Source organism: Paraburkholderia phosphatilytica, assembly GCF_003443895.1.
Classification (GTDB): Bacteria; Pseudomonadota; Gammaproteobacteria; order Burkholderiales; family Burkholderiaceae; genus Paraburkholderia; species Paraburkholderia phosphatilytica.
Map to the genome: position 1 here is coordinate 25,828 of NZ_QQOA01000053.1, position 17,959 is coordinate 43,786.

General features: G+C 65.2%; 19 protein-coding genes. 14 read left to right on the top strand and 5 right to left on the bottom strand.

Annotated elements, in window-relative coordinates; genetic code table 11:
* Positions 1 to 2 precede the first annotated feature (2 nt).
* The 12 genes from DVS29_RS33050 to DVS29_RS33105 all read left to right on the top strand — a co-directional run bounded on the left by DVS29_RS33050 (position 3) and on the right by DVS29_RS33105 (position 11,959).
* A complete protein-coding gene (locus DVS29_RS33050; protein ID WP_118184865.1) occupies positions 3 to 788 on the top strand; it encodes an SDR family NAD(P)-dependent oxidoreductase in 786 nt (261 codons plus the stop codon).
* Positions 785 to 1,348, top strand: coding sequence for a MarR family winged helix-turn-helix transcriptional regulator (locus DVS29_RS33055; protein WP_118184867.1), 564 nt, complete (start codon positions 785 to 787; stop codon positions 1,346 to 1,348). The genes DVS29_RS33050 and DVS29_RS33055 overlap by 4 nt, the downstream gene beginning before the upstream one ends.
* Positions 1,349 to 1,364: 16 nt before the next feature.
* Positions 1,365 to 2,222 (top strand): enoyl-CoA hydratase family protein, encoded by an 858-nt coding sequence (locus DVS29_RS33060; protein WP_118184869.1) that lies wholly within the window; start codon positions 1,365 to 1,367, stop codon positions 2,220 to 2,222.
* A 1-nt stretch (position 2,223) separates the two neighbouring features.
* Positions 2,224 to 3,441, top strand: coding sequence for an acyl-CoA dehydrogenase family protein (locus tag DVS29_RS33065; protein ID WP_118184871.1), 1,218 nt, complete (start codon positions 2,224 to 2,226; stop codon positions 3,439 to 3,441).
* The gene (locus DVS29_RS33070; RefSeq protein ID WP_118184873.1) at positions 3,438 to 3,911 is read left to right on the top strand and encodes an acyl-CoA thioesterase; all 474 of its coding nucleotides are present in this window, start codon (positions 3,438 to 3,440) and stop codon (positions 3,909 to 3,911) included. Before DVS29_RS33065 ends, DVS29_RS33070 begins: the two co-directional genes overlap by 4 nt.
* Positions 3,908 to 4,303, top strand: coding sequence for a RidA family protein (locus tag DVS29_RS33075; protein ID WP_118184875.1), 396 nt, complete (start codon positions 3,908 to 3,910; stop codon positions 4,301 to 4,303). Before DVS29_RS33070 ends, DVS29_RS33075 begins: the two co-directional genes overlap by 4 nt.
* Before the next feature lie 50 nt (positions 4,304 to 4,353).
* Complete coding sequence (locus DVS29_RS33080; RefSeq protein WP_118184877.1) at positions 4,354 to 5,997, top strand: AMP-binding protein; 1,644 nt, start codon at positions 4,354 to 4,356, stop codon at positions 5,995 to 5,997.
* Between the two features lie 54 nt (positions 5,998 to 6,051).
* Positions 6,052 to 7,272: a dienelactone hydrolase family protein gene (locus DVS29_RS33085; protein ID WP_118184879.1), complete on the top strand. Its 1,221-nt coding sequence runs from the start codon at positions 6,052 to 6,054 to the stop codon at positions 7,270 to 7,272.
* A 46-nt stretch (positions 7,273 to 7,318) separates the two neighbouring features.
* A complete protein-coding gene (locus DVS29_RS33090; protein ID WP_118184881.1) occupies positions 7,319 to 7,990 on the top strand; it encodes a glutathione S-transferase in 672 nt (223 codons plus the stop codon).
* 196 nt (positions 7,991 to 8,186) lie between these two features.
* Positions 8,187 to 9,647: a DHA2 family efflux MFS transporter permease subunit gene (locus DVS29_RS33095; RefSeq protein WP_118184883.1), complete on the top strand. Its 1,461-nt coding sequence runs from the start codon at positions 8,187 to 8,189 to the stop codon at positions 9,645 to 9,647.
* A gap of 37 nt (positions 9,648 to 9,684) precedes the next feature.
* The gene (locus DVS29_RS33100) at positions 9,685 to 10,518 is read left to right on the top strand and encodes an AraC family transcriptional regulator (protein WP_118184885.1); all 834 of its coding nucleotides are present in this window, start codon (positions 9,685 to 9,687) and stop codon (positions 10,516 to 10,518) included.
* 205 nt (positions 10,519 to 10,723) lie between these two features.
* Entirely contained in the window at positions 10,724 to 11,959 is a 1,236-nt protein-coding gene (locus DVS29_RS33105; protein ID WP_118184887.1) for a PepSY-associated TM helix domain-containing protein, read from the top strand.
* A 248-nt stretch (positions 11,960 to 12,207) separates the two neighbouring features.
* Here the strand turns inward: DVS29_RS33105 and DVS29_RS33110 are convergent, their stop codons facing one another.
* Entirely contained in the window at positions 12,208 to 13,158 is a 951-nt protein-coding gene (locus tag DVS29_RS33110; RefSeq protein ID WP_118184889.1) for a helix-turn-helix transcriptional regulator, read from the bottom strand.
* A gap of 116 nt (positions 13,159 to 13,274) precedes the next feature.
* Here DVS29_RS33110 and DVS29_RS33115 point away from each other — a divergent pair, with 116 nt between their 5' ends.
* Positions 13,275 to 14,000 (top strand): glutathione S-transferase family protein, encoded by a 726-nt coding sequence (locus tag DVS29_RS33115; protein WP_118184891.1) that lies wholly within the window; start codon positions 13,275 to 13,277, stop codon positions 13,998 to 14,000.
* A gap of 46 nt (positions 14,001 to 14,046) precedes the next feature.
* Here the strand turns inward: DVS29_RS33115 and DVS29_RS33120 are convergent, their stop codons facing one another.
* The 4 genes from DVS29_RS33120 to DVS29_RS33135 form a co-directional block, all read right to left on the bottom strand.
* Entirely contained in the window at positions 14,047 to 15,339 is a 1,293-nt protein-coding gene (locus DVS29_RS33120) for an RNA polymerase sigma factor (RefSeq protein WP_118184893.1), read from the bottom strand.
* A gap of 52 nt (positions 15,340 to 15,391) precedes the next feature.
* Positions 15,392 to 15,817 carry a YciI family protein gene (locus DVS29_RS33125; protein WP_118184895.1) on the bottom strand — a complete coding sequence of 142 codons (426 nt, stop codon included), beginning with the start codon at positions 15,815 to 15,817 and terminating at the stop codon, positions 15,392 to 15,394.
* 134 nt (positions 15,818 to 15,951) lie between these two features.
* Positions 15,952 to 16,308, bottom strand: a complete 357-nt coding sequence (locus tag DVS29_RS33130) for a YciI family protein (protein WP_240655941.1) — start codon at positions 16,306 to 16,308, stop codon at positions 15,952 to 15,954.
* A gap of 133 nt (positions 16,309 to 16,441) precedes the next feature.
* A complete protein-coding gene (locus DVS29_RS33135) occupies positions 16,442 to 17,077 on the bottom strand; it encodes a glutathione binding-like protein (protein WP_118184897.1) in 636 nt (211 codons plus the stop codon).
* 106 nt (positions 17,078 to 17,183) lie between these two features.
* Here DVS29_RS33135 and DVS29_RS33140 point away from each other — a divergent pair, with 106 nt between their 5' ends.
* Positions 17,184 to 17,822 (top strand): TetR/AcrR family transcriptional regulator, encoded by a 639-nt coding sequence (locus tag DVS29_RS33140; protein WP_240655942.1) that lies wholly within the window; start codon positions 17,184 to 17,186, stop codon positions 17,820 to 17,822.
* Positions 17,823 to 17,959: the final 137 nt, after the last annotated feature.

The window sequence follows — 17,959 nt, forward strand, 5'->3', positions numbered from 1 at the left end:
TCATGCAAGCCACTTCTCTCGCGGGGCGGCACGCTGTGGTGACCGGCGGCGGCAGCGGCATCGGTGCGGCTGTCGCGGCGTCGCTGCTGCACGCCGGCGCGCGCGTCACGCTGATGGGCCGCGATCTGCAAAGACTGCGCACGCAGCGGGATCGCTTCACCGCGGAACGACGCAACACCGTGCAGTGCATCGCCGTCGACGTCACGCAGGCAGACGCGGTCACGGTCGCGTTCGACGAAGCGCGCAAACAGCACGACGAAATCGACATCCTGATCAACAACGCGGGCCAGGCGCAATCCTCGCCGTTCGCGCAGACCGATATGGCGTTGTGGCAGCGCATGCTCGACGTCAACCTGACCGGCGTGTTTCTGTGCACGCGCGCCGTGCTGCCTTCTATGCTCGAGCGGCAAACCGGTCGCATCGTCAATGTCGCAAGCACCGCGGGGCAGACAGGTTATGCGTATGTGGCCGCGTACTGTGCGGCGAAGCATGGCGTGATCGGTCTCACGCGTTCGCTCGCGCGCGAAGTCGCGACGAAGGGCATCACCGTGAATGCGGTGTGCCCAGGCTACACCGAAACCGAACTGCTGCATGCGTCGCTCGCAAACATCACCGCGACCACGTCGCGCTCCGACCAACAGGCGCGCGAAGCGTTGCAGCGGCAGAACCCGCAACGCCGTTTCATCGAACCGGACGAAGTCGCGCATACGGTGCTATGGCTGTGCGCGCCGGAGTCCGCATCGATCACCGGTCAATCCATTTCCGTTTCCGGCGGAGAGATCCTATGAGCCGTATCGTGAATACGAAAAAGACTTCTGCTGCCGAAGCAGCCGCCCCGCGCAAAGGCGTCGCCAAGCCAGCGGAGAACGTCGTCGACATGGAAATGAGCACCGGCGCCGACAGCCATATGGGCCTGCGCCTGTGGCTGCGCATGCTCACCACGACGAACCTCGTGCAGGCCGAACTGCGCAAGCGTCTGCGCAACGAATTCGACACCACGTTGCCGCGTTTCGATCTGATGGCGCAGCTGGAACGCAACCCGGAAGGGCTGAAGATGACCGAGCTGTCGCGCCGGTTGATGGTCACGGGCGGCAACGTGACGGGCATCACCGATCAGCTCGAAAAAGAAGGACTCGTGGTGCGCGATACCGATCCGAACGATCGCCGCGCCACCACCGTGCGCCTCACGCGCGAAGGCCGCGCGCTGTTCGATCGGATGGCGGTGGCCCACGAGCAATGGGTCGTCGAACTGTTCGGCGGTCTCGGCCTCGACGACAAAACCCGCATGCACCAGCGGCTCGGCAAGCTGAAGCATCACCTGCTCGACAGCCTGCGCGAAGACGATTGAACAGAGAGAGAACACCATGACTTCATCGCATGTCGATGCGTTGCTCGCCGGCAATCGCATCACACTCGCAGACTACCGTCCGCAACATTTCGGCTGGTCGCTCGACACAGCTACGCGCATCGCGACCATTACGCTGAATCGCCCGGAACGCAAAAACCCGCTCACGTTCGCGTCGTATGCGGAATTGCGCGACCTGTTCCGCCAGCTCGCCTACGCAACCGACGTGAAAGCCGTCGTGCTGCACGGCGCCGGCGACAACTTCTGCTCCGGCGGCGACGTGCACGAAATCATCGCGCCGCTCATCGAACTGCCGATGCCCGAGCTGCTGCTCTTCACGCGCATGACGGGCGACCTCGTGAAAGCGATCCGCCATTGCCCGCAGCCGGTGATCGCCGCCGTGGATGGCGTGTGCGCCGGCGCGGGCGCGATTCTCGCGATGGCCTCTGATCTACGCCTCGGCACCGCGCGCAGCAAGCTCGCGTTCCTGTTCTCGCGCGTCGGTCTCGCCGGCTGCGATATGGGCGCGTGCTCGATCCTGCCGCGCATCATCGGCCAGGGCCGAGCCACCGAACTGCTGCTCACGGGCCGCGCGGCCAGCGGCGATGAAGGACATACGTGGGGCTTCTACAACCGGCTGTGCGAGCCCGCCGAACTGCTCGAAGCGGCGCACGCGCTTGCAGCCGAACTGGTCGCGGGACCGACGTTCGCGCACGGCATCACGAAGAAAATGCTGCATCAGGAATGGAGCATGAGCGTCGACGAAGCGATCGAATCCGAAGCGCAGGCGCAGGCGATCTGCATGAGCACGGGCGATTTCGAACGCGCGTATCGTGCGTTCGCCGCGAAGCAGCGTCCGCAATTCGAGGGCAACTGACGTGAGCACATCTGCACCGGATCCTCACGACGCGCTCGCGTGGCCCTTCTTCGAAGACCGTCACCGCGAATTGGCGAACGGTATCGAAGCGTGGGCTGCCGCGCATCTCGATACGCACGCGCCGCACGATACCCGCGATGCGGTCGATGCCACGTGCCGCGCGCTCGTGCGCTCGCTCGGCGAAGCGCGCTGGCTGCGCTATGGCGTCGGTGGTCAGGCGTATGGCGGCCACGGCGACACGATTGATACGCGCGCGGTCTGTCTGCTGCGCGAAACGCTCGCGAAGCACTCGGGTCTTGCCGACTTCGCACTCGCGATGCAAGGCCTCGGCAGCGGATCGATTTCGCTGGCCGGCACGCATGAGCAGAAGTCGCGCTATCTGCCACGCGTTGCAGCGGGCGAAGCGATCGCTGCGTTCGCGCTGTCCGAGCCCGAAGCCGGTTCCGACGTCGCGGCGATGGCGCTCGCCGCCCGCGAAGACGGCGACGCGTACGTGCTCGATGGCGAAAAAACGTGGATCTCGAACGGCGGCATAGCGGACTTTTACGTGGTGTTCGCGCGCACCGGCGAAGCACCAGGCGCGCGCGGCATCAGCGCGTTCGTCGTGGATGCGGACACGCCGGGCTTCGAGATCGCCGAGCGGATCGACGTGATCGCGCCGCATCCACTCGCGCGTTTGCGCTTCAACGGCGCGCGCGTGCCACGCAGCCAGATGCTCGGCGCGCCCGGCGAAGGCTTCAAGCTCGCGATGCGCACGCTCGATATTTTCCGCACGTCGGTGGCGGCCGCGTCGCTCGGCTTTGCGCGCCGCGCGCTTGCCGAGGGCCTGGAGCGCGCCACGTCGCGCCGCATGTTCGGCCAGACGCTCGGCGACTTCCAGCTGACACAGGCGAAGCTCGCGCAGATGGCGCTCACGATCGACAGCAGCGCGCTGCTCGTCTATCGCGCCGCGTGGCTGCGCGATCAGGGCGTAAGCGTCACGCGCGAAGCGGCGCTTGCGAAGTGGCACGCGAGCGAAGGCGCGCAGCAGGTGATCGATGCGGCCGTGCAGCTATGGGGCGGCATGGGCGTGCAAAGCGGCAGCGCGGTCGAAACGCTGTACCGCGAAATCCGCGCGCTGCGCATCTACGAAGGCGCGACCGAAGTGCAGCAGCTGATTGTCGGGCGGGATCTGATCAAGGCATACACGGCAAATCAACCCGCGGAGACGTCACGATGAGCGCGACCTTCGAATGGCCGATCCGCATCCGCTTCGCGCATTGCGACCCCGCCGGCATCGTGTACTTCCCGCAGTACCTGGTGCTGACCAACATGCTCGTCGAAGACTGGTTCACCGAGCGCCTCGGCATCGACTACGCGCAGATGATTTCGGTGCGCCGCGTCGGCCTGCCGATCGTGAAGCTCGACTGCGAGTTTTCGCGGCCCAGCCGCATGGGCGAAACCGTCACGCTCGCGCTGACGGTGGACCGCATCGGGCAGCGTTCGCTGCGCATCACGATCGTCGGCCGGTGCGGCGACGAAGTGCGTTTCCGCGCGCATCAGGTGCTCGTCACGACGTCGCTGGAAAGCGGGCAGTCGATCGATATCCCCGACGACATCGCAGCCGCGCTCGCCCGCTTCGCGCCTCAAAGCGAAGCCGAAAGCAAAGCCGAATCGCAGCACCCCACCGAACCGGAGTTCCGCCAATGAAAAAGGCCCTTCTGCCCGCAGGCTGGATCAAGCCGCGCGGCTATGCGAACGGTGTCGCGACACGCGGCACGCAGGTGTTCATCGCCGGCCAGATCGGCTGGGACGAACAGGCGCGCTTCACGCGCCTCGAATTCGCGAAGCAGGCCGAGCAGGCGCTGCGCAATATCGTCGCCGTGCTGCGCGAAGCGGGCGGCGAACCCAGGCATCTGGTGCGGATGACGTGGTACGTCACCGACAAGCGCGAATATCTCGCGGCCTTGCGCGACATCGGCGCAGCGTTTCGCGAGCTGATCGGCGACTACGACATCGCGATGAGCGCGGTGCAGGTCGTAGCGCTGATCGAAGACGACGCCAAGGTCGAAATCGAAGCGACCGCGGTCATCCCGGACTGAGGTCCACACCCCCTCTTCGCAGTGCATCGTCTTTCCTTCGGGAGACCATGATGGAACCGTCCGCTCACGTCGACACCTTCGCGCGCGACAACCTGCCGCCGCAGGACGAATGGCCCGTGCTGCTGCTCGACAATCCCGACGTCGCGTATCCGCCGCGCTTCAACTGCGCGACCGAATTGCTCGATCACGCGATCGAGGCGGGTCAGGGCGAGCGTCCGGCGATCTGGTCCGACGTCGACGGCAAGCCGCACGCCACCACGTATCGCGAACTGCTGGCGATGGTCAATCGCAGCGCGCACGTGCTCGTCGACGACATGGGCCTTGAGCCCGGCAATCGCGTGCTGCTGCGCGGGCCGAATACGTTGCAGATGGCAGTCGCGTTCCTCGCGTCGCTGAAGGCCGGGCTCGTCGTGGTACCGACGATGCCGTTGCTGCGCGCGAAGGAACTCAAGCAGATCGTCGACAAGGCGCGGATTTCCGCCGCGCTGTGCGATACGCGGCTCGCCGACGAACTCGAACGGTGCCGCGATCCACAGGGCGAATGGCATTGCCCGCAACTCACGCAGGTGCTGCGCTTTCACGACGAAACCGCCGCCGATTCGCTCGAAGGGCTCGCCGCGAGCAAATCCGCCGCATTCACCGCGTGCGATACCGCGGGCGACGACGTTTGCCTGATCGCATTCACGAGCGGCACGACCGGCGCGCCGAAGGGCTGCATGCACTTCCACCGCGACGTGCTCGCGATGTGCGACCTGTTTCCGCGCCACATCCTGAAGCCAACGGCTAGCGACATTTTCTGCGGCACGCCGCCGCTCGCATTCACCTTCGGACTTGGCGGGCTGCTGTGCTTTCCGCTGCGCGCCGGCGCATCGACGGTGCTGCTCGAAAAGCTCACGCCGGAACTGTTGCTGGTCACCGTCGAGCATTTCCGCGCGACGATCATGTTCACCGCGCCGACCTTCTACCGGCAGATGGCGCCGCTTGCCGCGCAGCACGATCTGTCGAGCCTCAGGCAGACGGTCTCGGCCGGCGAAGCGCTGCCCGATTCCACGCGCGAGCTGTGGCGGCATACCACGGGCATCGAGATGATCGACGGCATCGGCGGCACCGAGCTGATCCACATCTTCATTGCGGCGGCGAACGGCGAGGTGCGGCCGCATGCGATCGGCCGCGCGGTGCCGGGCTACGTGGTGTGCGCGGTCGACGACGACATGCGTCCGCTGCCGCCGGGCGAAGTGGGCAGACTCGCGGTGCGCGGCCCGACCGGCTGCCGCTATCTCGCGGACGAGCGCCAGCGCAAGTTCGTGCGCGACGGCTGGAACCTGCCGGGGGATGCCGTGATCGTCGATGCGGACGGCTACGTGTTCTACCAGGCGCGCGCCGACGACATGATCGTGTCCGCCGGCTACAACATCTCGGGTCCGGAGGTGGAAGACGTGCTGATGCAGCACCCTGCCGTCGCCGAATGCGGGGTGATCGGCAGTCCGGATGAAACGCGCGGCCAGATCGTCAAGGCGTATGTGGTGCTGCACCCTGGTTTTGCGGCCAATAACGAGCTGGTCGCGCAATTGCAGGATTTCGTGAAGAATACCGTTGCGCCGTACAAATACCCGCGCGCCATCGTCTTCACCGACTCATTGCCTCGCACCGAAACCGGCAAGCTCAAGCGGTTCGCGTTGCGCGCACTGGGTTGACGGTGACGCGCTGTCCCATGTTGCCGTCGGTTCTTTCGATGCAAGGAGACAGCGATGCCCGGTTCGACCATTGAAGTCACCGCCCACGATGGCGGCCAGTTTCAGGCCTATCTCGCGCGGCCCGCGCAGGGCTCCGGCCCCGGCCTCGTACTGCTGCAGGAAATTTTCGGCGTCAACGGCTACATGAAGTCGATGGCGGACCGCTACGCCGAGGAAGGTTATGTCGTGCTGGTGCCGGACCTGTTCTGGCGCATCAAGCCGGGCGTTGCATTCGGCTACGGCGAAGACGACCTGAAGCACGCGTACGACTTTCTGCAGCGCCTCGACACCGATCGCGCGGTGGACGACATCGCCGCCACCATCGCCGCGATGCAGCTACTGCCGGAGCATGCAGGCAAAATCGGCACGATCGGCTACTGCCTGGGCGGCAAGCTCGCGTTTCTCGCGGCCGCGCGCACGGATGTGGATGTCGCGGTGAGCTACTACGGCGTGGGCATCGAACACTATCTGGACGAAGCACCTGCAATACGCTGCCCGATCATGCTGCACTTCGCCGGCCGCGATTCGCATTGCACGCCGGATGCACGCGAGCAGATCGCTGCCGCATTGAAAGCGCGGCCGCATGTCGAGCACTACCTGTACCCCGACGCCGATCACGCGTTTGCCTCGCCGTCGCGCCCGAGCTACGACAAGCCTTCGTCGATGATGGCCTACTCGCGCACGCTCGCGCTGCTGCGCAAGACGCTCGGCCCCGTCTACGACCTCAACGCCTTGTGGGAAGCGCACTGCCACTACGAGTTCGCGACGCGCGATGTGGAAGCCGTGATGCCGACGATGATCGCCGAGCCCTACGTCAACCACGTACCGACGATGACCGGCGGCGTCGGCTACGACAATCTCAAGCGCTTCTACACGAATCACTTCGTGCATTCGAATCCGCCGGATACGAAGCTGATTCCGATCTCGCGCACGATCGGCGCGGACCGCATCGTCGACGAGTTCATCTTCTCGTGCACGCATACCTGCGAGGTCGACTGGCTGCTGCCAGGCGTCGCGCCAACCGGCCGCTATTTCGAGGTGCCGATGCTCGCAGTGGTCTGCTTTCGCGGCGACAAGCTCTACAACGAGCACATCTATTGGGACCAGGCGTCGGTGCTCGTGCAGGTCGGGCTGATCGATCCGAAGGGCTTGCCGGTGGCGGGCATCGAGAGCGCGAAGAAGCTGCTGGACGAGAGCCTCCCGTCTAATGCGCTGATGGGCGGCAAGTGGCAATGAAAGGCCCGTATGATGGGCGGTTCATCGACCACCCATCATGCGCCCCATGCTGACCGTCCATCACCTGAACAACTCGCGCTCGCAGCGCGTGCTGTGGCTGCTCGAAGAACTCGGCGTGCCGTACGAGATCGTGCGCTACCAGCGCGACCCGCAAACGATGCTCGCGCCGCCGGAACTGAGCGCGGTGCATCCGCTCGGCAAATCGCCGGTGATCACCGATGGCAGCAACACGATCGCGGAATCCGGCGCGATCATCGAGTACCTGGTGGAGCGCTACGGCAACGGGCAGTTCGCGCCACCTGCCGGCACGCCGGAGCGACTGCGCTACACGTACTGGCTGCACTATGCGGAAGGCTCCGCGATGCCGCCGCTGCTGCTGAAGCTCGTCGCGTCGCGCATCGCCAATGCGCGCATGCCGTTCTTCGCGAAGCCGATCGCGCGCAAGATCGCAGGTACGTTGCAGTCGAGCTTCATCGATCCACAGCTCGCACTGCATCTAACCTATATCGACGAAACGCTGCGTGCCACCGGCTGGTTCGTCGGCGATGCATTCAGCGCCGCGGACATCCAGATGAGCTTCCCGCTCGAAGCCGCAAGCGCGCGCGGCGGCGCGGGCAAACAGTATCCGCACATCGCCGCATTTAACGAGCGCATTCATGCGCGGCCCGCGTATCAGCGCGCGCTGGAACGCGGCGGTCCGTACGAACTGCTGCACTGATCGACACGGCCGCGCGTAGAAACCGCCGGCCATTTCCGCGCGTTCCACCGTGTTATCGCGCGCCGCGCCGCCGCGCGCGGTGCTACGCTGCACACTTCAGCGATGTGACAATTACGCCGCCGCCATGCCTCTGCATCGCGGCTTAACAGTTGTCGCGGGTTGTCGCGTTATGCAGGCGAATTCTGGAGATCGTGCCGTGACTCACAACATCGAAGGCAAAAAGCGCTGGCTTGCGTTGATCGTGCTCTGCCTGGGCGTGCTGATGATCGTGCTCGATTCAACGATCGTCAACGTCGCGCTGCCGTCCATCGCCGCGGATCTCGGCTTCTCGGAAACCGCGCTCGTGTGGGTCGTGAACGCGTACATGCTGACCTTCGGCGGCTTCCTGCTGCTGGGCGGTCGGCTCGGCGACCTGTACGGTCACCGCAAGCTGTTTCTGGCAGGCATCGTGCTGTTCACGACGGCATCGCTCGCGTGCGGCCTCGCGAACTCGCAGATGCTGCTGGTATGCGCTCGCGCGGTGCAGGGACTGGGCGGCGCGGTCGTGTCCGCCGTGTCGCTGTCGCTGATCGTGAACCTCTTCACCGAGCCCGCCGAACGCGCGAAGGCAATGGGCGTGTACGGCTTCGTCTGCGCGGGCGGTGGCAGCATCGGCGTGCTGCTCGGTGGCCTGCTGACGAACCTGTTGAGCTGGCACTGGATCTTTCTCGTCAATCTGCCGATCGGCGTCGCCGTGTATGCGATGTGCGTCGCGCTGTTGCCCGCCGGCCGCGGCACCGCGCACGGCGAGCGGCTCGACATCGCGGGCGCGACGATCGTCACCGTGTCGCTGATGCTGGCCGTCTACGCAATCGTCGATGGTAACCACGCCGGCTGGCTGTCCGCGCAGACGCTCGGCCTGCTCGGCGCAGCGGCGCTGCTGTTCGCCGTGTTCATCGCGATCGAAGCGCGCGTCGGGCATCCGTTGATGCCGCTCGCGCTGTTCCGCCTGCGCAACGTCGCGGTCGCGAACATAGTCGGCGTGCTGTGGGCCGCGGCGATGTTCGCGTGGTTCTTCATCTCCGCGCTGTATCTGCAGCGCGTACTCGGCTACCGGCCGATGCAGGTCGGCCTCGCGTTCCTGCCCGCGAACGTGATCATGGCGGTGCTGTCGCTCGGCGTGTCTGCGAAAATCGTGATGCGCTTCGGCATTCGCGCGCCGCTCGCGGTCGGTCTGCTCGCCGCGGCGCTCGGGCTCACGCTGTTCTCGCAGGCGCCCAGCGACGGCAGCTTCCTGCTGCACGTGCTGCCCGGCATGCTGCTGCTCGGCTTCGGCGCGGGCATCGCGTTCAATCCGGTGCTGCTCGCCGCGATGAGCGACGTCGAGCCGTCGGACTCGGGGCTCGCATCGGGCGTCGTCAACACGTCGTTCATGATGGGCGGTGCGGTGGGCCTCGCGGTGCTCGCAAGTCTCGCGGACGCGCGCACCCATAGCCTGCTGGTCACGCACGCGTCCCCGCTCGACGCGCTCACCGGCGGCTACCACGCGGCGTTCCTCGTCGGTGCGATTTTCGCTGCGGTATCGGCGCTGCTCGGCGCGCTGCTGCTGCGCGTCGGACTGCACGCGGCCACGCAGTCCGACGATGCGCAATCGCGATCAAATGTGCACACGGTGTGATCGCTAAGCTGCAATCGTGCTGACATGAGGGACCGGCATGAATCCAGTGGCGAAGGCGTTGTGGTTCATCGAAAGCCGTTACGCGGCGGAGCTGACGCTCGACGAGATCGCGCGTAGCGCGTGCGTGACGCGCTTTCATCTTTCGCGAGCCTTCGAAGCGGCGACGGGACGGCCCGTGATGCGCTACGTGCGCGCACGGCGTCTCACCGAAGCGGCGAGGCGGCTCGCGGCCGGCGCGCCGGATATCCTGGCCGTCGCGATGGATTCGGGTTACGGCTCTCACGAGGCATTCACGCGCGCGTTTCGCGAACAGTTCGGGCTCACGCCCGACGCGCTGCGCGCGCGGGGTCATCTCAACCAGCTTGAACTCGTGGAGCCGAACGACATGAACGAAACTTTTATCGACGACCTGGCGCCGCCGCGCTTCGAACAGACTCGCCCGCTGCTGGTCGCGGGCCTGAGCGGCCGCTATACCTGCGAAAGCGGCGCGGGCATTCCCGCGCAATGGCAACGCTTCGGCCCGCAGATCGGACACGTGCCGGGACAAGTCGGCATGGTCACCTACGGCGTGTGCTGCAACTCGGACGACTCGGGCAATTTCGACTACGTCTGCGGCGTCGAAGTGTCCGACTTCTCCGCGCTGCCGGCGGAACTTGCGCGTGTGCGGATTCCGTCGCATCGCTATGCGGTGTTCGCGCACGACCGGCACATCTCCGAAATCCGCCGCACGTGGAATACGGTGTGGAACCGCTGGCTGCCCGAATCGGGCCATCGTCCGGCCGACGCGCCGGTGTTCGAGCGCTACAGCGAACGCTTCGATCCGCGCACGGGGATGGGCGGCGTCGAGTTGTGGCTGCCGATCGAGGGGTGACACTCGCCCGGCTGACCGCGGACGCGCGTTCAGCCCAGCCTTTGCAAGCCGATCGAAAACTTCCGTATAATCGCCATCTGCAAATGCGAATCAGTGTCATTATCTGATCGTTCACATCATCCCAGTCGGCGCTGCGTCTTGCGATAGCGGTAAGTAAGCACTCACATATAGCCGGCCGCTTTTGACTGTCCGCATCCATGTCGATATGAGGCCGCTCTTCGTCAAGCTGCACCGCTGGTTCGGCATCGGCATTGCGCTGTTCCTGTTCATGTCCGGACTCACCGGCGCGATCATCGCGTGGAATCAGGAACTCGATGCCACGCTGAACCCCGGCTTCTTCCACGCGCGCGTGCATACGCCGCCGCCCTCGCTGTCCGCGCTCGAACTGGCGAATCGCGTGGAAGCGGCGGACCCGCGCATTCGCGTCACGTATCTGCCGCTCGGCATCCAGCCCGGCGATACGTTGCAGATTCGCGTCGAGCCTCGCATCGATCCGGCCACGCGCGCGCCTTATAAGGTCGACTACAACCAGGTCGCCGTCGATCCCGCTACCGGCGACATTCAAGGTCGCCGCGACTGGGGCAAGGCGTCGTTGTCGCGGCTGAACCTGATGCCGTTCCTCTACCTGTTCCACTACACGCTGTACCTGCCTGCGGTCGGCAATGGCTTTGAAACGGGCATGTGGGTGCTGGGCGTCGTGTCGATCGTGTGGCTGTTCGATAGCATGATCGCGCTCGGCCTCGCGTTTCCGAGCCTGAGGGCGTGGCGCAAGTCGTTTGCGTTCCGCGTGAAGCGCGGCGGCTATGCGCTGACGTTCGATCTGCACCGCTCGGGTGGCGTATGGATCTGGGGCCTGTTGATCGTAATCGCGGTCACGTCGATTTCGCTGAACCTGCCGACGCAGGTGATGCGCCCCGTGCTGTCGCTGTTCACGACGCTCTCGAAAACGCCGTTCACGGACGTGGATCTGCAGCCACGCGTCGACGCGAACGCGGCTACGCTGAGCCGCGAGCACATCGTCGAACTCGCGACGCAAGTGGGCCGGGAGCGGCACATCGGCCGGCCGCCGGGCGCGATCTTCTACGAACCTGAGCAGCATGTGTATGGCGTGGGATTTTTCCGTCCCGGCGGCGACTATGGCGATGGGCCGCTCGGCAATGCGTGGACTTACTGGAACGCGTCGACAGGCGCGCTGATTTCCACGGGCATTCCGGGCCGCGGCTCAGCCGGCGATATCTTCCTGCAGGCGCAATTCCCGCTGCACTCCGGGCGCATGTTCGGTTTGCCGGGACGCATCGTCGTCAGCTTCATGGGCGTGATGGTCGCGACGCTCAGCGTCACGGGCCTGATGATCTGGCTAAAGAAGCTCAACGCGCGGCGCAGGTCCGCACAGGCGAAAGCGGTGGTACAAGTGCCGCGCGATGAGCGGGTGGGTTCGTGATGCGTGACGCAACGGCTAGTGGAAAATCAGATACAGAATCACCAGCACGATGAGCGGAACACCGAGCAGCCATCCGATGAGATAAGGCATGGCGCACCTCCCTGGTTGCGGTTCGTTGTGTCGCGTGCCGCTAGAGGCGGCGCGCGGGCTATGTCCGCACTCTTCGCAAGCGGTGTGCCCTTTTCGTCAGAGCTTTATCGAACAGGCGTGCTTAAACGTGTGCTTAAACGTGTGCCTTAGCGCGTGCATCATCGATCGACCTGTTTGAGCAGATGCGTCGCGAACTCGCGCACGGCATCGCGCAATTCGAGCGGCTCCAGAATCTCGAAGCCGAACGACAGACGCGCCAGCTCGCGCGCGAACCACTCCAGGCTATCGGTATGCGCGGACAGCCGCAGACCGTCTTCGAGCGGCGCAAGCAGCCCCATGTCTTCGCGCAGTTCGAGCATGGCCTGCTGCAAACTGGTGTGCAGCCGCACTTCCACCGTATAGCGGCGCCGCAACGTTGCGATGCTGTGCGACAGATAGCCGTCCGCCGAAAAACCTTCCGGCCGCTCGAAGGTGGTATCGAGCGTTTCGATGTTGTCCATGCGATCGAGCCGGAACGTGCGCAGCGCGTCGCGCAGACGACACATGCCGCTCATGTACCAACGGCCGTTCCGGTACACGAGGCCGTACGGGTCCGCGTCGCGGCGGGTCGCGTCGCCGTGCAGGTCGTGATAGTTGAAGCGCACGCGCTGTTGCGCCTGGGTGGCCGACGCGAGCATCATCAGCAACTCGGGGTTGCCTTGCGATGCGGCGTTTGGAGCATGCAGCGTCGCGTTCTCGCTAAGCGCGCGCACCTGGCGCTTGAGTTGCGCGGGCATCACGCGTTCGAGCTTCGCCTGCGCGCTCGCCACTGCTGCCGATGCATCGCCGAGCCCCATGCGCCGCGCCGCCACGAGTCCGATCGAGACCGCCATCGCTTCCGGCTGGCTGAACATCATCGGCGGCAGGCGATAGCCGGCAATCAGCGCGTAGCCGCCATAGCGTCCGCGCTCGGCCGTGATTGGGATGCCGAGTTCCTCGAGCGCGGTGATGTAGCGGCGCAACGTGCGCGCATCGACATCGAGCCGCCGCGCAAGCTCGCTACCGCTCAACTGCCCATGCGTCTGCAGCAGTTCGAGTACGGCAAGCACGCGGGTGGTCGGTCGGGACATTCGACCAGTATGCTGCTCCATTAGGGCGGAATGTGTCCTCTTTCGCGTTTATCTTGGGTTCCGTGGGCCGGTTGTGGTACGTGATCGAGTCCGCACGTTCGCACAAGGAACCCGTCATGGAACCCGTCCTGTTTTACGGCGTCCCGCAGGGATGCTCGCTTGGTTCGATCGTCGCGCTGGAGTGGCTCGGTCTGCCGTACAGGCTGTGCCGTATCGATAGACTGCAACCCACGCCCGAAGACCGCAACGATCCTGGCTCTACACTCAACGCTCACTGCAAAACGCCGGCGCTGCTGCTCAACGGCAGCGTGCTGACCGAAAGCTTCGCGATTCTGTCGAACCTCGCAGCGCGCGGCGTCGCGAAGCGGCTCGGCTTCCGGCAAGGCGCGCCGGAACACGACCGTTTCAACGAAATGCTTGCGTTCCTGCATACCGGTTTCGTCGGCGCATTCGAGCCGCTGTGGACCGCGAACCGTCTGCGCGAACCCGACGAGCGCACGCGCACGCTGCTGCGCGCACAGCTGCGCACGCTTGGCCGCGACAACGTGCGGCGTCACTGCGCGTGGCTCGATGGCCTGCTCGCAGAGCGCGCGTGGCTGCTCGACGGCGAGGAGCGCACGCTCGTCGACGCGTATTTCGCGGGCGTCGGGCGCTGGATCGAGCATCACATGCTGTTCGAAGTGGCGCGCGAATTTCCGCATCTGAACCGCTATCAATACCGGCTGCGCGAAGATCCGGCGGTGCAGTTCGCGCTCGCGATCGAAGCCGGCGAACAGGTGACGAGCGCCAACTTCAAAGGCCACGTCACGCTCGACGAGCTTCAGCCGAAGCTCGCCGCTTGACCGGCGCGAGTCGGCAAGCGGCCAGCTAGCGCGGCGATTCACGACGTCACGACGGATTCGCCGCCCGCTCCGCTTCCTGCACGCGCTCCAGCAACAGCGCCTGCTCGCGCGCATTGCGCGTCAACGCGGCCGCCTGCTCGAATTCCGCGCGCGCTTCACGATGACGGCCGAGCTTCATCAACAGATCGCCGCGCACGCTCGGCAGCCAGTGATAGTTCGCGAGCGCGCCGCCGTTCGTCAATTCATCGACGATCGCGAGCGCGGCTTCCGGACCGAACGCCATCCCCACCGCGACCGCGCGATTCAGCTCGACGACGGGCGACGGCATGATGTCCGCCAGCGCATCGTAGAGCGCGACGATCTGCTGCCAGTCAGTATCGTCCGCTGTGGCGGCACGCGCATGACATGCGGCCAGCGCGGCCTGCAACACATACGGTCCGTTATCGCCGCCGCCGAGCGCCAGTGCGCGCTCCAGCGCCGCAAGGCCGCGGCGAATCAGCAGACGATCCCAGCGGCTCCGGTCCTGATCGGTGAGCAGGATCGGCCGGCCTTGCGCATCGATGCGCGCGTGCATCCGCGACGCCTGTATCTCCATCAGCGCGACGAGGCCGTGCACTTCACCGTCGTCGGGCATCAGGTTCGCGAGAATGCGGCCTAAACGCAGTGCTTCCTCGCATAGCGCGGGGCGCATCCAGTCGTCGCCGGCGGTCGCGGAATAGCCTTCGTTGAACACCAGATAGATCATTTCGAGCACCGATGCGAGCCGCGCGGCACGCGCGTCCGCCTGCGGCACTTCGAACGGCACCTGCGCGGCAGTGAGCGTGCGCTTCGCGCGCACGATGCGCTGCGCGATGGTCGGCTCCGGTACGAGGAACGCGCGCGCAATTTCGTCGGTGGTGAGACCGCCGAGCAGGCGCAGCGTGAGCGCGACCCGCGCATCGCGCGACAACACCGGATGGCACGCGGTGAACACGAGCCGCAGCAGATCGTCGCCGATGTCGTCGGCACGGGCGGCATCGAGCGCATCGACGAAATCGGGCACGACGTGCGCTTCCAGCGCATCGAGGTCCGCGCCGAGTTCTTCGTGCTTGCGCGCGTGCAGCGCGTTCTGCCGCAGCCGGTCGAGCGCGCGGTTCTTCGCGGTGGTCATCAACCACGCTCCCGGATTGTCGGGCACGCCGGCGTGAGGCCAGGTTTCGAGTGCGGCGACGAGCGCATCCTGCGCGAGTTCTTCGGCCACGCCCACGTCGCGCGTCATGCGCGCAACGCAGGCGATCACGCGCGCGGATTCGATCCGCCATACCGCCTCGATGGCCTGATGCGTCGCTGACCGACTCATGACGAATCGCCTCGCGGTCTAGATCGGGTCACGACGCATCGCCGGCATCGCGCTACGCGCGGCCTTGCGTGTGGCCCGTTTCGAGCTTGCGGAAACGCTCGACGGCTTCGCTCGGCCCGAGTTCGTCCAGCTCCATCAGCTGACGCACTTCGATCTCACACTCCATCTCTTCGCCGAATGGCGCCGGAAAACGGCGCGTCCATTCGATCGCTTCTTCGCGCGAACGCACCTGGATCAGCGTGTAGCCGGCAATCAGCTCCTTAGTCTCGGCGAACGGTCCGTCGATCACGCTGCCCTTGCCGTTCCGGTAATGCACGCGCCAGCCCTTCGAGCTCGGATGCAGGCCCGTTGCGTCGAGCAGCACGCCGGCCTTCGCCAGTTCCTCGTGATAGACCGTCATCGCGGCCATGAGCTTTTCTTCGGGCATCGCGCCCGATTCGGAAATGGCGTTCGAACGCACCATGATCATGAATCGCATCGCATCTCTCCAGTAGCGGTTGGGACCGGAGCTTCACCGATGAGCCCCGTTCGTCTCCACGACGTTCCAGCCGTAGAGAGATCGACAGATTGCGACGCTTTCCAGGGGAAAACCCTGGAGCGGTATCAAGCGAACTACTCGTAGCAGGGCGCGACGCGGCGCACCTCGACGGTAGCCCAGTTCGCGGCCGGACATTGCGCGGCGATATCGATCGCTTCCTGCTGCGTGTCCACGTCCACCAGGAAAAAGCCGCCGACCATCTCCTTCACTTCGGCGAACGGCCCGTCGACGACGCGCTTCGCACCGTCGCGCACCTGTACGCGCGCGCCCTTCGACAACGACGCCAGCGATTCGACGCCGCGCAGCACGCCGCGCTCCTTCAGCCTCTGGGCAAATTCGGCCATGGCTGCATACGCGGCGCGGCCCTGTTCGGGCGTGCGGTCCGGACGCTGGGCAGGATCTTCGACGATGAGGAGCATGTAGGCCGACATGATGTCTCCCGGAGCAGTTGCGCGCCGCGCGGAATGCGCGGGTACGCGCCCGCAGTCTAGCAAGCGAAACCGGCGGTCAGCAACGCAGCCGGTCCGTAGTTCGCTGCGTGCTCCGCCCGCGAGACTGCATCGCTCACGACTGCCGTTGCTGCGCCTGCTCCGCGCGATACAGCGCCAGCTCCTCACGCAGCGCGCGAGCCACCGCGGGGCGCGCGGTGATGCGCTCGTAGTACGCGGCGACAGCAGGCCAGCGCGCCAGATCGATGCCCACGTAACGCGCCCAGTTCAGCACCACCGTGAGGTACGCATCGGCCACGCTAAATGCATCGAGCAGATAGTCGTGCTCCGCGAAGCGCGCGTGCAGCAATGCAAGACGCAGCTCCACTTCGTCGCGCGCGTAGTGCTTCACGTCGTCCGACGCCTGCGGGTCGAGCAGCGGCACGAAGATCGCCTTGTGCAGTTCGGTGCTGACGAAGCCAAGCCATTGCTGCAGCCGCGCGCGTTCGAAGCCGCCGACGGGCGCGAGCTTCGCGGCAGGAAAACTGTCCGCGACGTACGGCAGCACGGCCGTATTCTCCATAAGCAGTTCACCATGATCGGTGCGCAGCACGGGCACCTGGCCAAGCGGATTCACCGCGAGAAAATCGCTGCCGTCCTCCACGCGTTTGCGCTTCGTATCCACCTGAATGAAGGTGGCCTCGGCGTTCGCTTCATACAGCGCGATACGCGTGGCGAGCGAACAGGCGAGCGGCGAGAAGTACAGTTCCATGCGGGGTCTCCTTCAGGTGTGCGTGTTTTTGTACTATATTGCACACAAATCCAGAGCGTCAATTTTTTTATCCGATATGGTACAAAAATCGCGCAGACCGGTAGCAGTGACTACCGAAGAACCGAAACGGCCGCGCGGCCGCCCGCGCGCCTACGACGCAGACGAAGCGCTCGATCAGGCGCGCGACACGTTCTGGGTGCACGGCTACAGCGCAACGTCGCTGGACGAACTGAGCGCCGCGACTGGCATGAACCGCCCGAGCCTGTATGGCGCATTCGGCGACAAGCGTTCGCTGTATCTGTCCACACTCGATCGCTACATCGAAGTGAACCGTCAAGGCATGGACCGCGCGCTCGCGGGCGATCGACCCTTGCCGCAGGCGTTGCAGCACGTGTTCGATCTCGCGCTGTCGCTGTACTACCCGCCGGAGAGCGAATCGAAGGGATGCTTTCTGATCGGCACAGCCGCTGTCGAATCGGTCACCGACGACGAAGTGCGCACGCGTCTCGCCGAAGGGCTGCGCGAGTTCGATCGTTCGTTCGAAGCGCGCTTTCGCCGCGCGCAGCTGGATGGAGAAATCAGTGCGGACGCCGACCCGGCGATGCTGGCGAGGCTCGCATCGGCGATCCTGCATTCGCTCGCATTGCGTTCGCGGGCCGGCGATAAACGCGCGACGTTGCGCGCTACCGTTACGGCCGGAATTGACCTGCTCTGTGCAACCTCTGTGCGGACAACAGGATCGTGATTCGCAGGTCCGAGTTTGAATCCCTGATTCGACGAGCAGCTCTATTGAGACTTACGTAAGTCATGACATCACCACAGCTCGGCTTGTTTCCAACATGCGACGATGATCGATTTGCGCTTCTGGCCGCTCTTGAGCTT

Bases quoted from the DNA above. Each gene is read 5' to 3' on its own strand.
- DVS29_RS33050 (WP_118184865.1), top strand. From the start codon at position 3: ATGCAAGCCACTTCTCTCGCGGGGCGGCACGCTGTGGTGACCGGCGGC.
- DVS29_RS33055 (WP_118184867.1), top strand. From the start codon at position 785: ATGAGCCGTATCGTGAATACGAAAAAGACTTCTGCTGCCGAAGCAGCC.
- DVS29_RS33060 (WP_118184869.1), top strand. From the start codon at position 1,365: ATGACTTCATCGCATGTCGATGCGTTGCTCGCCGGCAATCGCATCACA.
- DVS29_RS33070 (WP_118184873.1), top strand. From the start codon at position 3,438: ATGAGCGCGACCTTCGAATGGCCGATCCGCATCCGCTTCGCGCATTGC.
- DVS29_RS33075 (WP_118184875.1), top strand. From the start codon at position 3,908: ATGAAAAAGGCCCTTCTGCCCGCAGGCTGGATCAAGCCGCGCGGCTAT.
- DVS29_RS33080 (WP_118184877.1), top strand. From the start codon at position 4,354: ATGGAACCGTCCGCTCACGTCGACACCTTCGCGCGCGACAACCTGCCG.
- DVS29_RS33085 (WP_118184879.1), top strand. From the start codon at position 6,052: ATGCCCGGTTCGACCATTGAAGTCACCGCCCACGATGGCGGCCAGTTT.
- DVS29_RS33090 (WP_118184881.1), top strand. From the start codon at position 7,319: ATGCTGACCGTCCATCACCTGAACAACTCGCGCTCGCAGCGCGTGCTG.
- DVS29_RS33100 (WP_118184885.1), top strand. From the start codon at position 9,685: ATGAATCCAGTGGCGAAGGCGTTGTGGTTCATCGAAAGCCGTTACGCG.
- DVS29_RS33105 (WP_118184887.1), top strand. From the start codon at position 10,724: ATGAGGCCGCTCTTCGTCAAGCTGCACCGCTGGTTCGGCATCGGCATT.
- DVS29_RS33110 (WP_118184889.1), bottom strand. From the start codon at position 13,158: ATGTCCCGACCGACCACCCGCGTGCTTGCCGTACTCGAACTGCTGCAG.
- DVS29_RS33115 (WP_118184891.1), top strand. From the start codon at position 13,275: ATGGAACCCGTCCTGTTTTACGGCGTCCCGCAGGGATGCTCGCTTGGT.
- DVS29_RS33120 (WP_118184893.1), bottom strand. From the start codon at position 15,339: ATGAGTCGGTCAGCGACGCATCAGGCCATCGAGGCGGTATGGCGGATC.
- DVS29_RS33125 (WP_118184895.1), bottom strand. From the start codon at position 15,817: ATGCGATTCATGATCATGGTGCGTTCGAACGCCATTTCCGAATCGGGC.
- DVS29_RS33130 (WP_240655941.1), bottom strand. From the start codon at position 16,308: ATGTCGGCCTACATGCTCCTCATCGTCGAAGATCCTGCCCAGCGTCCG.
- DVS29_RS33135 (WP_118184897.1), bottom strand. From the start codon at position 17,077: ATGGAACTGTACTTCTCGCCGCTCGCCTGTTCGCTCGCCACGCGTATC.